Origin of the sequence: Pseudomonas sp. DWP3-1-3b3 (assembly GCF_049896305.1) — a bacterium.
Lineage (GTDB): Bacteria > Pseudomonadota > Gammaproteobacteria > Pseudomonadales > Pseudomonadaceae > Aquipseudomonas > Aquipseudomonas azotoformans_A.
This window is the reverse complement of sequence record NZ_JAFCUA010000001.1, coordinates 713,995-726,696: the sequence shown is the minus strand read 5'-3', so window position 1 is coordinate 726,696 and position 12,702 is coordinate 713,995. Positions and strand designations below refer to the sequence as shown.

The window sequence follows — 12,702 nt, the reverse complement described above, 5'->3', positions numbered from 1 at the left end:
TTGTTTTTGATTTTGATCTTAAGCGCTCCGTCAAACACGCTGGCCGGAATTCGGCAGGGATTTGGGGGGTAAACCGGCAGGGATGCCGGTTTAGCCGCCCCGCGCCATGGATGGCGCGTGGCGGCGGCCCCCCAAATCACTGTCGGATTACGGGCACACCGAGCCTAGGCGAGGTGCCGAGTGTTGGGGCAAGAGCGCTTTGGTTACTTTCGCGCTTTTCGAAAGTGACCCGCCGTAAGGGCGGAACCCTAAGTGGCCGTTACCCAAATAACGGATATGCCCCCCCACCAACCCCAACCCTTTTCGCCCAGCGGACTGCCGCTCCCCCCCATTTCCCGTTATACTCGCCGGCTTTCAAAAGTTCGCCAACGAGTGCTGCCCGCCATGGAAATCAACCCGATCCTTAACACCATCAAGGACCTGTCCGAGCGCTCCGAAACTATTCGGGGGTATCTTTGACTACGATCAAAAGCATGAGCGTCTGACCGAAGTCAATCGCGAGCTTGAAGATCCTGCTGTCTGGAACAAACCTGAATACGCCCAGGAACTGGGCCGCGAGCGCGCTGCGCTGGCGCAGATCGTCGATACCCTCGACGAACTGAACACCGGTCTGGCCGATTGCCGCGACCTGCTGGACATGGCCGTCGAAGAAAACGACGAAGGCGCAGTGGGCGATGTCGTCGCCGAGCTGGCCCGTCTCGAGGAAAACCTCGCCAAACTCGAATTCCGCCGCATGTTCAGCCACGAGATGGACCCGAACAACGCCTACCTGGACATCCAGGCCGGTTCCGGTGGCACCGAGGCCCAGGATTGGGCCAACATCCTGCTGCGCATGTACCTGCGCTGGGCGGACAAACGCGGTTTCGAAGCGACCATCATGGAACTGTCCGCCGGTGAAGTTGCCGGTATCAAGGGCGCGACCGTGCACATCAAGGGCGAATACGCCTTTGGCTGGTTGCGCACCGAGATCGGCGTACACCGCCTGGTACGCAAGAGCCCGTTCGACTCCGGCAACCGTCGCCACACTTCGTTCTCTGCGGTGTTCGTCTCGCCAGAGATCGACGACAAGGTCGAGATCGAGATCAACCCAGCCGACCTGCGCATCGACACCTACCGCTCCTCCGGTGCCGGTGGTCAGCACGTAAACACCACCGACTCGGCCGTACGTATCACCCACGTACCGACCAACACCGTGGTCAGCTGCCAGAACGAACGTTCCCAGCACGCCAACAAGGACACCGCCATGAAAATGCTGCGGGCCAAGTTGTATGAGCAGGAAATGCAGAAACGCAACGCCGCGTCACAAGCGCTGGAAGACACCAAGTCGGATATCGGCTGGGGTCACCAGATCCGCTCTTATGTGCTCGATGCGTCGCGGATCAAGGATCTGCGCACTAACATCGAACGCAGTGACTGTGACAAGGTGCTCGATGGCGACATCGACGAGTATCTGGAAGCCAGCCTGAAATCAGGCCTGTAACACCCCAATTCTGTGATGGAAAATTTAAAGACATGAGCGACCAACAACTCGACCAGGCCCTGCAACAGGAAGAAAACTCCCTGATCGCCCTGCGCAAGGAAAAGCTTGCTGCCGAGCGCGCCAAGGGCAATGCCTTCCCCAACGACTTCCGCCGCGAAAACTACTGCGATGCCTTGCAGAAGCAGTACGCGGACAAGACTAAGGAAGAGCTGGCAGAGGCTGCGATCCCGGTCAAGGTGGCAGGTCGCATCATGCTCAACCGTGGCTCGTTCATGGTGATCCAGGACATGACCGGTCGCATCCAGGTCTACGTCAACCGCAAGACCTTGCCGGAAGAAACCCTGGCCTCGGTGAAAACCTGGGACATGGGCGACATCATCGCCGCCGAAGGCACCCTGGCCCGTTCCGGCAAGGGCGACCTGTATGTGGAAATGACCAACGTGCGCCTGCTGACCAAGTCGCTGCGCCCGCTGCCGGACAAGCATCACGGCCTGACTGACACCGAGCAGCGCTACCGCCAGCGCTACGTTGACCTGATCGTCAACGAAGAAGTGCGCCACACCTTCCGTGTGCGCTCGCAAGTGATCGCGCACATCCGTACCTTCCTGATGCAGCGCGACTTCCTGGAAGTGGAAACCCCGATGCTGCAAACCATCCCCGGTGGTGCCGCAGCCAAGCCGTTCGAAACCCACCACAACGCGCTGGACATGGAAATGTTCCTGCGTATCGCGCCGGAGCTGTACCTCAAGCGTCTTGTTGTTGGCGGCTTCGAAAAAGTGTTCGAGATCAACCGCAACTTCCGTAACGAAGGCGTTTCGACCCGTCACAACCCAGAATTCACCATGTTGGAGTTCTACCAGGCCTACGCCGACTACGAAGACAACATGGACCTGACCGAAGAACTGTTCCGCGAGCTGGCGCAGCTGGTCCTGGGCAGCACCGACGTGCCGTACGGCGACAAGGTGTTCCACTTCGGCGAGCCGTTCGTGCGTCTGTCGGTGTTCGATTCGATCCTCAAGTACAACCCTGAGTTGACTGCCGACGACCTGAACGACATCGACAAGGCCCGTGCCATCGCCAAGAAAGCCGGTGCCAAGGTGCTGGGCTTCGAAGGCCTGGGCAAACTGCAGGTAATGATTTTCGAAGAGCTGGTCGAGCACAAGCTGGAGCAGCCGCACTTCATTACCCAGTACCCGTTCGAAGTGTCGCCGCTGGCCCGTCGTAACGATGACAACCCGAACGTCACCGACCGTTTCGAGCTGTTCATCGGCGGCCGCGAAATCGCCAACGCCTACTCCGAGTTGAACGACGCGGAAGACCAGGCCGAGCGCTTCATGGCCCAGGTGGCCGACAAGGACGCCGGTGACGACGAAGCCATGCACTACGACGCAGACTTCGTCCGTGCCCTGGAGTACGGCATGCCGCCAACGGCCGGTGAAGGCATCGGCATCGACCGTCTGGTGATGTTGTTGACCAATTCGCCGTCGATCCGCGACGTGATCTTGTTCCCGCACATGCGGCCACAAGCGTAACCGAAGCGAAATCCGAAGCCGCCTTTTATAAGGCGGCTTTTTTATGTGGCGTCAATAAGCGTCAAGCAAACAGCGCCAGGTTTTGATCTATTCAAGGATGTGAGTCGTGAACCGCGTAACCGCTCAAGAAGGCGCCGCCGGCATTGCCGCTGCCGTGGCTGAAAGCGTCCAGTACCAGGGCCGCAAGGCCAGTCGTCGGGGTAGCGAGCAGCGCAGGCAAGACATCCTCGATGCAGCCATGCGCATTGTGGTGCGCGATGGTGTGCGGGCCGTTCGCCATCGGGCGGTGGCGGCGGAGGCGGGAGTGCCGTTGTCGGCCACCACCTACTATTTCAAGGATATCGATGACCTGCTCACCGATACCTTCGCCCAATACGTCGAACGCAGCGCCGCGTTCATGGGCAAGTTGTGGGTGCGCAACGAGGGCCTGCTGCGCGAGATGGTCGCCTATGGCGATGGCAGTCCACAATCACGCTCGCAACTGGCTGATGACATTGCGCGCCTGACCGCCGACTACGTCTTGCGCCAACTGACCAACCGTCGTGAACACCTGATGGCCGAGCAGGCGTTCCGCCAGGAGGCCTTGCTCAACCCACGCCTGGCCGAGTTGGTACGCTCCCACCAGCAGATTCTGTTGCAGGGCACCGGGCAGTTTTTCCAGGTGTTGGGCTCCCGCGAGCCACAACAGGATGCCAAAGTGTTGACGGCGATAATCAGTCGGATGGAATATCAGGGCCTGCTGGGCGGCGCAGAGCCTCTGACCGGTGAAGAGATGCTTGAGATCCTCAAGCGTTACATGCATTTGGTGTTGGCCTCGGTCTGACACCGGGGGATGTCCAATGAAAACCTGGCGTGTGGTAGTAATCGCCTTGTCGTTCCTGCTGCTGAGCGGTTGCCTGGTGACCTTCAAGGACCCGCTGCCGGCCCGTGACGCCGCACCGCAGGCCTTGCTGGGTCAATGGTCGAGCAAAAACGCCTGGGGTGAACCGCTCAACCTGCACATCAGCGCCGTGGGTGAGCACCGTTACAAGGCCGTGAGCTACCCTACAGCCAAGCCGGGCCAGCGCGATGAGTACCAGTTCAGCGTTTCGCGCCATGGCAGCCGCTGGTATTTGTCGGCGCCGCTGCCGGCCAAGCTCGGCGGGAACTTCATGCTGGCGGGCTTCGAAATCAACGAAAAGCATGAATTGGTGGTCTACAACCTCGATCTGGAGCAGATCCATCAAGCCATCGGCCAAAAGGCGTTGCACGGCAGTACCGTGGAGACCGTCGAAGGGGTTGGCGTGTTGGTGGACAGCCCCTTGGACCAGGTGTTTGCCTACCTGGATGATCCGGCTAACGCCGATGTATTCGTGGAAGCCGTGCGCTACCAGCGCGCGGGCAAATAACGTTTAAAGAGGAAGCACCGGGTGGACGATTACCAGCAGACGATACGCACCTTGTCTGATCGCATTGTGCTGGCGCAAACACCGATTCGCGTCCTCGACGCCGTGAAGTGGGACGACACTATTCGCCAGGGGTTCCTCAAGGCCAAGGGCAAGGAAATGCCGGCGGTGAGCCGCGACTACTACCTCAACCGGCCGCTGTCGTTCGACTCCAGCGCGGTGAAGCTGGAGTTCCAGAACATCGAGCGCGATATCACCCGTCGCCTCGGGCAGTTCAGCCCGGTCGGGCAGATCATGCGCCGCATGTGCAAGGAATACCGCATGGTGGTGCGCATGCTTGAAGCACGCGGCACCGAGGATTTCGGCCTGATTTCCCAGGAGCTTTATGGTGCGGCCTCCGATGCGTTCCACGCGGGCGACCCGACCCTGGCTGACTTGGGCCTGATGCTTTCGGACTACCTGAACAACATCGACGGTCGTGGCGACTTGAAGGACGAGGCCAAGACCCTCACCGCCAAGGACGCCGTGGCCCTGCTGCAAACCCGCTTGAACAAAGTGTTTGGCGAGGCCGAAGAGACCATCCGCGTGTTCGAGTCCGACGGCATCGTCGCCGACGCAGCGGCGGGGGCCGACTACATCAAGATCCGCGCCGACGCGATGTTCAACGACCGCGACGTGCGCGCCCTGGAAGTGCATGAAGGCCTGGTGCATGTCGGCACCACCCTCAATGGCCAGAACCAACCGATCTGCACCTTCCTGTCAAAAGGCCCGCCATCGTCCACCGTGACCCAGGAAGGCCTGGCGATCCTGATGGAAATCATCACCTTCGCTTCCTACCCGAGCCGCCTGCGCAAGCTGACCAACCGCACCCGGGCCATCCATATGGTGGAAGAGGGCGCCGACTTCCTGCAGGTGTTCGAGTTCTTCCGCGAACAAGGCTTTGAAATGGCCGAAAGCTACGGCAATGCCAGTCGTGTTTTCCGGGGCTCGGTGCCGACCGGTCTGCCGTTTACCAAGGACCTGTCCTACCTCAAGGGCTTCATCATGGTCTACAACTACATCCAGCTCGCCGTGCGCAAGGGCAAGCTGGAACAAGTGCCGCTGCTGTTCTGCGGCAAGACCACCCTGGAAGACATGCGCACCTTGCGCCAACTGGTCGACGAAGGCCTGGTGGTACCGCCCAAGTACCTGCCGGAACAATTCCGTGACATGAACGCACTGGCGGCGTGGATGTGCTTCTCCAACTTCCTCAACCACTTGAGCCTGGATCGGATCGAGGCGGATTACTCCAATATCCTTTAAACCGTGGTATTCGCGAGGCTTCAACGGATGAGAATCCTCGGCATTCTGTGCCTGCTACTCACATTGAACGGCTGCAGCTCGCTGCTGTTCTACCCCGAGCCCGGCCTGCCGTTCACGCCGGAAAAAGCCCACCTGCACTACCGCGACGTTAGCTTGACCACCGCCGACGGCGTGAAGCTCCATGCCTGGTGGTTGCCGGCCAAGCCCGGTGTGCCGCTCAAGGGCACGGTGCTGCATTTGCATGGCAACGGCGGCAACCTGGCCTGGCACCTGGGCGGCAGTTGGTGGCTGCCCGAGCAAGGCTACCAAGTGCTGTTGCTGGACTATCGCGGCTATGGCTTGTCGCAAGGCAAGCCCTCGCTGCCGGCGATCTATCAGGATGTGGACGCGGCGTTCAGTTGGATCGACCAGGCGCCGGAAACCCAGGGCCAGCCGCTGATCGTTCTCGGCCAAAGCCTGGGCGGGGCATTGGCGGTGCATTACCTGGCTGCTCATCCGGAGCGTCAATCCCAGCTCAAGGCCCTGGTGTTGGACGGCGTGCCTGCCAGTTATCGTGACGTAGGACAATTCGCCCTGAGCACTTCCTGGTTAACATGGCCGTTCCAGGTGCCCCTGTCCTGGCTGGTGCCGGACGGCGACAGTGCAATCTATGCCATGCCCCAACTCACAGGCGTGCCGAAGCTGCTGTTCCACAGCCTGGACGACCCGATCGTGCCCGTGGCCAATGGCATCCGCCTCTACCAGGCCGCGCCACCACCCCGGGTGCTGCAGTTGACCCGGGGCGGACATGTGCAGACCTTTGCCGACAAGACCTGGCAAACCGTGATGCTGCGCTACCTGGACGACCCGCAGCACTTCAACGGCTTGCGCCGCCTGGGCGAGATTCCGAACTTTCCTAAAGTTGATTCATCAGAGAGCCCGCAATGAGCGAAGAACGCAACATGATCCCGCTGATCCTAACCGGTATCGGCACCATCATCGGCACCGTCGGCTGCCTGTGGTTCTACGGTTACCTGCACTTTGCCAAGCCGGAAGATGCCCTGCTGCTCAGCGATTTCACCATGCTCAAGACGGTGCCGGGCGAGGACTACAAGATCTCCCTGACCCCGGCCGCGCAAGTGGCGCAGTGCGTGGATGGCGTGCTGGTGATGTTCGACACCGAGCAGAAAGGCCTCAGCGGCGTGTTAGTGAACAACAAGAAGCAGGCTGTGCGATGCATGGGGCAGGAAACCCCGCAATTGCAGCAGTGAATGCGGTTTTTGCCGGTGTGGGAAAGCTCCGTTTTGCGTGCCGACTAATGATTTAACACTGATAAGCCGCTCGGCACGCCGGAACCCGCCTGCCGTGCTCACCACAGATCATGGACTGATTGGATTTACCAATCGGTCCATTTTTTCATGACGCTGGAGTGAGCAAATATGGCGGGTATAAATGCAATGCCGGGTGTAGGCAGCATGGGCGGTGGTGGGCAGGTCGCCGGTGGCCCTCAACAGAACCAGGGGCTGGATCAGCAGATCAAGGACGTTCAAAGCAAAATCAAAGAGATGCAGTCACAAGGTGCTAAAGGCGGCCAGGGCAGCGAGGGCGGAGGTGGCCTCGACGAACTGATGAAACTGTTGGAGAAACTGCTCGCCCAAAAAGCTCAAGGTGGGCAGGGTGCACAAGGCGATCAAGGCGCGCAGGATGGCCAAGGTGGCGGCCAGGGTCAGGGCCAGATCCAAATGCCGGAGACCCAGGGCACAGGCAAGGTCGGCGGTTAAACGCCACCTCTCGAAAACCGCCCTTTCAGGGCGGTTTTTGCGTGCTCAATCCGCTATTCAGCCTGTAACGACGTGAGTGGCGTACTGCAGGGTGTCGCACGTCATGCAGATGAAATGGAAATGTCTGGAACCGGTTCGACTTAAATGCCACATAAAAAGTGGCTACCTACATAGATTGGGTCGAGGATGAAAATACATATTCCTGTATTGGAAAACATGTTGGCCATGGCAAGGCAGCATGTGGCGCTGGAACAGGAAGCCGCTCGCAGGTACAAGCGCGATCAAGGCAGGGACGAGCAAGCGAGCGCGAAGATTGAAATGCCAGCCGAGGACACGAATCGCACTATCCAGTTTGACGAGCCGAAAAAAAACCCACCGTGAGGTGGGTTTTTTTATCCAACACCAATCAATCAGTTGGCTACGGAAGACCGTGGCTTGACGGGCTGGTTGTCGTTGGAGATGGTCACTTCAACGCGGCGGTTCATGGCACGGCCCGAGACGCTGCCGTTGTCGGCAACCGGGTATTCCTTGCCGTAACCCTGGGTCACGATGCGCGAGATATCCACGCCTTGTTGAGCCAGTGCACGTTGTACCGAAGCGGCACGACGCTCGGACAGGCTCTGGTTGTACGAATCGGAACCGGTGCTGTCGGTGTAGCCTTCGACGATCACTTTACGGTCCGGGTTATCGCGCAGGAACTGAGCCAGCTTGGTGATGTTCACCAGGCCGCTGGATTTCAGGTCAGATTTGTTGGTGGCGAACAGCACGTCACCGAAGGTTACCAGCGTGCCGCGATCGGTCTGCTTGGCGTTCAGGCTGTCCTGAAGTTGCTTGATCTGCGCATCGCGGGCATCCAGCAACGCACGGGCACGTTCGTCGCCGGCGTTTTTCAGCTTGGCTTCGGATTCACGCAGCACGATGGTGTCTTTGGCCACTTCAACGCGCTGGTTGGTCAGGTAGGCCAGTTGGTCGACTTTCTTCTGGTCTTCCTTGTCGCGGTAGGCCTTGTCAGCCTTGTCCAGCCATTCGCTGGCGTCCTTGGTTTCCAGGGCCGCGAGCTTGGTGGCTTGCGGGTTGGTCTGCAGGGAGGAGAAGTTGGTCCGCGCGTTTTCCAGGTTCGCGTTTGGCGGGGTGGAGCAGGCCGCCAGTGCAACGCTCATCGCCAGCAGGGCAGGGATCATCAATTGTTTACGCATAGTCGTGTCGTCCTTTCAATTCTTTATCGGGTGCGATTGGGTCACAGGAAGCGTCTTACTTCTGCTGGATAGCAGCTGGACGCATGCCTTCCTTACGCAACTCATCAACAGCCTTTTGGGAATCCTTCACAGCCTGTTCAGCCTTGGCGGCCTGGGCCTTGCGCTCTGCGACGCGGGCGTCCCACTCGGCTTGTTCAGCCAGGCGGCGGGCTTCGTCGTAGTTCTTGTCGTGCATGGCAATCTCGGCTTGCTTGAGCTTGTCCTGGGCCGACTTCATTTCCACAGCCGCGTACTCAGTACCGCCAGCGCTGACAGCGCTGTTTACCGCGGACTGGGTGACGGCGTACTGCTCGGTCGGAGGATTGCCGGCACAGCCCGCCAGAACGAAGCTGGTGCCGATTGCCAGCGCGGCCAATTTGAGCCCGCGCAGGTGGTTAAACGAGGATTTGGCAGTGCTGGTCTTCATCGTCTTCAACTCCATTGGATAACTCCTGAAAAACATCAAAATCCATGTCACTGGTCTGCGGCGGCGGGCTTGGCATTGATGCGCAAATTGCCCTTTAAAACGACCGTTCCAAGTGATGGCTTACTGGCTGTGACCGGAGGCTTTTTTCAAAAGTTCAGAGAAGATGGCGATTTGCCTAAAAAAATATCTGACTGGTTGGTCAGCGTAAAAAAGTTGGAACTTCTGCGTTGCGCAGCGGTACGCCGGGCCCTTTAGGAGCCCGGAATACAGGGGGTTGGTGGGGTTGAGTCAGTGTTTCTGTTCGTCGCTGCTCGCTGACAGATCATGTAGATAACGGCGCGACAGTGTCAGAAAACGTGGGGTAGGGCCGACGTCTTCATACAGGGGATCGCCTTCTTCATCGGTGGCAATGACGTGCTGGCCCTTGATGTAGGGGAAGCTGGCTTCCAGCTCTTCAAGCGCTGCGCCGATCAACTCACCGAGCAATTCTTCGGGGTGGCGCTTGGGGTACATCTCGGTAATGGCCGCCAGCCGCGCGGCGGACTCCATATCCAGGTGGATGGCGTACTCGGTCTTGGTCAGGCGACCCTTGGCGTTCTCTTCCCAATGCTGGGCCAGTTCTCGAATTTTCATGGCAACCTCAATGAAGCCCGCTTTTAGCCGGCGGTGATGAGTGTCCAGTCGCCTGCGCAGATAAACGCGACGACTTATCCTTGAGACTAGCTGCAACTCACAAGGTTTAAAGTCTTGTCATAAATCGAGGCTGGCGGCACTCTGGCAAACCTGCGCGTCCCGGATTTCTGGCTGGAGATTGGCTGATGAGTGATATCGATGCACGCTTGCGTGAGGATGTTCACCTGCTGGGTGAGCTATTGGGCAACACCATTCGAGAGCAGTATGGCGATGATTTCCTCGACAAGATCGAGCAGATCCGCAAAGGCGCCAAGGCTGACCGGCGCGGTGCCGGCGATGAACTGAGCACCAGCCTCAACCAGTTGCAGGAAAACGAACTGTTGCCGGTGGCCCGTGCCTTCAACCAGTTCCTCAACCTGGCCAACATTGCCGAGCAGTACCAACTGATCCACCGGCGTGATGAGTCGCAGCCGGCACCGTTCGAGTCCCGCGTCTTACCTGAATTGCTGGCGCGCCTGCAAAGCGAAGGCCACAGCAACGAATCCCTGGCACGCCAGTTGGGACGCCTGGAGATTGAGCTGGTCCTCACCGCCCACCCCACCGAAGTCGCACGCCGCACCCTGATCCAGAAATACGATGCCATCGCCGCGCAACTGGCGGCCCAGGATCACCGCGACCTCACTACCGCAGAGCGCGAGCAGATCCGCCAGCGCCTGCAACGTTTGATCGCCGAAGCCTGGCACACCGAAGAAATCCGCCGCACCCGACCTACGCCCGTGGACGAAGCCAAGTGGGGCTTTGCGGTGATCGAGCATTCGCTGTGGCACGCGATCCCCAACTATCTGCGCAAGGCTGACCAGGCGCTGCACGCCGCCACCGGTTTGCGCTTGCCCCTGGAGGCGGCGCCGATCCGCTTTGCATCGTGGATGGGCGGCGACCGTGACGGCAACCCGAATGTCACGGCCCCGGTCACCCGCGAAGTGCTGCTGCTGGCGCGCTGGATGGCCGCCGACCTGTACTTGCGCGATATCGATCATTTGGCCTCCGAGCTGTCGATGCAGCAAGCCAGTCCGGCGTTGCAGGCCAAGGTCGGTGATAGCGTCGAGCCTTATCGCGCCTTGCTCAAGCAACTGCGCGAACGGCTGCGCGCTACACGGCAATGGGCACATACCGCGTTGAGCAGTAGCACCCCGGCGCCGGCCGAGGTATTGCAGAACAACCGCGACCTGCTGGAGCCGCTGGAGCTGTGCTATCAGTCGCTGCACGAATGCGGAATGGGCGTGATCGCCGATGGCCCGTTGCTCGACTGCCTGCGTCGGGCGGTGACGTTCGGGCTGTTCCTGGTGCGCTTGGATGTGCGTCAGGATTCCAGCCGTCATTCGGCCGCCATGACCGAAATCACCGACTACCTCGGCCTGGGTCGTTACGAGGACTGGAACGAAGAGATGCGCATCAGCTTCCTGATGAAGGAGCTGGCCAACCGTCGACCGCTGCTGCCGGGCTATTTCAAACCGTCGGCGGACACGGCCGAGGTGCTCAATACCTGTAAGGAAATTGCCGCTGCACCGGCGGCATCCTTGGGTTCGTATGTCATCTCCATGGCTGGCGCTGCGTCGGACGTGCTCGCGGTGCAATTGCTGCTTAAAGAGTCGGGCGTGCAGCGGCCGATGCGCGTAGTGCCGCTGTTCGAAACCTTGGCCGACCTGGATAACGCCGGCCCGGTGATCGAGCAACTGTTGCTGTTGCCAGGCTATCGTGCGCGTTTGCAGGGCCCGCAGGAAGTGATGATCGGCTACTCGGACTCGGCCAAGGACGCCGGCACCACCGCCGCCGCGTGGGCGCAGTACCGGGCGCAGGAGCGTCTGGTGGATATCTGCCGCGAGCAACAGGTGGAGCTGCTGTTGTTCCATGGTCGCGGTGGCACCGTCGGCCGTGGCGGCGGCCCGGCTCACGCGGCGATCCTGTCGCAGCCACCGGGTTCGGTGGCGGGGCGGTTCCGCACCACCGAACAGGGCGAGATGATCCGCTTCAAGTTCGGCCTGCCGGATATCGCTGAGCAGAACCTCAACCTTTATCTGGCTGCTGTGTTGGAGGCGACGCTGCTGCCACCGCCGCCGCCGGAGCCGGCCTGGCGGCATTTGATGGACGAATTGGCGGCAGACGGTGTCAGCGCTTACCGCGCCGTGGTGCGGGAAAATCCGCAGTTCGTCGAGTATTTCCGCCAATCCACGCCGGAACAGGAGCTGGGTCGCTTGCCCTTGGGCAGTCGCCCGGCCAAGCGTCGTGCGGGCGGCATTGAAAGCCTGCGCGCGATCCCGTGGATCTTTGGCTGGACCCAGACCCGCTTGATGCTGCCGGCCTGGCTGGGTTGGGAAGCAGCGTTGAGCAAGGCTCTGGAGCGCGGCGAAGGCGAGTTGCTGGGGCAGATGCGTGAACAGTGGCCATTCTTCCGTACGCGCATCGACATGCTGGAAATGGTGCTGGCCAAGGCGGATGCCGACATCGCCCGCCTGTATGACGAGCGCCTGGTGCAGCCGGACCTGCTGCCATTGGGTGCGCATCTGCGCGACCTATTGTCGCAGGCGTGCAGTGTGGTGCTCGGCCTGACCGGCCAGTCGCAACTGCTGGCCCATAGTCCGGACACCCTGGAGTTCATCCGACTGCGCAACACCTACCTCGACCCCCTGCACCTGCTGCAGGCCGAGTTGCTGGCCCGTTCACGCCAGCAGGAAGCGGCACAGGACAGCCCTCTGGAACAGGCGCTGCTGGTCTCCGTGGCCGGTATTGCCGCCGGTTTGCGCAACACTGGCTAGGGTTTTTTGCATGTTCTCAATGGCTTGCAGATAAACCACTGCGGCTGCCCTGAAAAGGGCAGTCGGCGTTTATGGGGCCGGGTTGCACTCAGGCACACCCTACCTATGACGCATGCCCTGCGCGGGTTCCTGCGA

Annotated in this window: 13 protein-coding genes; 10 read left to right on the top strand and 3 right to left on the bottom strand. The window is 60.3% G+C overall.

Features of this window, described 5'->3' with window-relative positions; genetic code table 11:
• Window positions 1-384: 384 nt before the first annotated feature.
• From prfB to ACP7BX_RS03580, 9 genes are all read left to right on the top strand, one after another.
• Window positions 385-1,480 (top strand): peptide chain release factor 2 gene (prfB, locus tag ACP7BX_RS03620; protein ID WP_100215725.1). Its coding sequence is split into 2 segments (ribosomal slippage): window positions 385-456 and window positions 458-1,480, totalling 1,095 coding nucleotides; the frame shifts between segments, so codons are not numbered across the junction.
• Between the two features lie 32 nt (window positions 1,481-1,512).
• Window positions 1,513-3,012 carry a lysine--tRNA ligase gene (lysS, locus tag ACP7BX_RS03615; RefSeq protein WP_038849273.1) on the top strand — a complete coding sequence of 500 codons (1,500 nt, stop codon included), beginning with the start codon at window positions 1,513-1,515 and terminating at the stop codon, window positions 3,010-3,012.
• A gap of 106 nt (window positions 3,013-3,118) precedes the next feature.
• Window positions 3,119-3,835, top strand: a complete 717-nt coding sequence (locus ACP7BX_RS03610; RefSeq protein WP_016979842.1) for a TetR/AcrR family transcriptional regulator — start codon at window positions 3,119-3,121, stop codon at window positions 3,833-3,835.
• A 16-nt stretch (window positions 3,836-3,851) separates the two neighbouring features.
• The gene (locus ACP7BX_RS03605) at window positions 3,852-4,400 is read left to right on the top strand and encodes a hypothetical protein (RefSeq protein ID WP_426129853.1); all 549 of its coding nucleotides are present in this window, start codon (window positions 3,852-3,854) and stop codon (window positions 4,398-4,400) included.
• 21 nt (window positions 4,401-4,421) lie between these two features.
• Window positions 4,422-5,699, top strand: coding sequence for a flavohemoglobin expression-modulating QEGLA motif protein (locus tag ACP7BX_RS03600; RefSeq protein WP_033902826.1), 1,278 nt, complete (start codon window positions 4,422-4,424; stop codon window positions 5,697-5,699).
• 27 nt (window positions 5,700-5,726) lie between these two features.
• Window positions 5,727-6,626, top strand: a complete 900-nt coding sequence (locus tag ACP7BX_RS03595) for an alpha/beta hydrolase (protein WP_133074454.1) — start codon at window positions 5,727-5,729, stop codon at window positions 6,624-6,626.
• Window positions 6,623-6,949 (top strand): hypothetical protein, encoded by a 327-nt coding sequence (locus ACP7BX_RS03590; protein WP_017738324.1) that lies wholly within the window; start codon window positions 6,623-6,625, stop codon window positions 6,947-6,949. Before ACP7BX_RS03595 ends, ACP7BX_RS03590 begins: the two co-directional genes overlap by 4 nt.
• A 168-nt stretch (window positions 6,950-7,117) precedes the next feature.
• Complete coding sequence (locus ACP7BX_RS03585) at window positions 7,118-7,459, top strand: hypothetical protein (protein ID WP_082461958.1); 342 nt, start codon at window positions 7,118-7,120, stop codon at window positions 7,457-7,459.
• 186 nt (window positions 7,460-7,645) lie between these two features.
• Entirely contained in the window at window positions 7,646-7,840 is a 195-nt protein-coding gene (locus ACP7BX_RS03580) for a hypothetical protein (protein WP_033902824.1), read from the top strand.
• Window positions 7,841-7,869: 29 nt separating this feature from the next.
• Here the strand turns inward: ACP7BX_RS03580 and ACP7BX_RS03575 are convergent, their stop codons facing one another.
• The 3 genes from ACP7BX_RS03575 to ACP7BX_RS03565 all read right to left on the bottom strand — a co-directional run bounded on the left by ACP7BX_RS03575 (window position 7,870) and on the right by ACP7BX_RS03565 (window position 9,754).
• On the bottom strand, window positions 7,870-8,655 hold the full coding sequence (locus tag ACP7BX_RS03575) for an OmpA family protein (RefSeq protein WP_033902823.1): 786 nt from the start codon (window positions 8,653-8,655) through the stop codon (window positions 7,870-7,872).
• A 55-nt stretch (window positions 8,656-8,710) separates the two neighbouring features.
• The gene (locus ACP7BX_RS03570; RefSeq protein WP_033902822.1) at window positions 8,711-9,136 is read right to left on the bottom strand and encodes a DUF4398 domain-containing protein; all 426 of its coding nucleotides are present in this window, start codon (window positions 9,134-9,136) and stop codon (window positions 8,711-8,713) included.
• A gap of 273 nt (window positions 9,137-9,409) precedes the next feature.
• Window positions 9,410-9,754 (bottom strand): hypothetical protein, encoded by a 345-nt coding sequence (locus tag ACP7BX_RS03565; protein WP_033902821.1) that lies wholly within the window; start codon window positions 9,752-9,754, stop codon window positions 9,410-9,412.
• A gap of 185 nt (window positions 9,755-9,939) precedes the next feature.
• On the opposite strand from ACP7BX_RS03565, the gene ppc reads away from it, so the two are divergent.
• Entirely contained in the window at window positions 9,940-12,567 is a 2,628-nt protein-coding gene (ppc, locus tag ACP7BX_RS03560; protein ID WP_177111022.1) for a phosphoenolpyruvate carboxylase, read from the top strand.
• Window positions 12,568-12,702 lie beyond the last annotated feature (135 nt).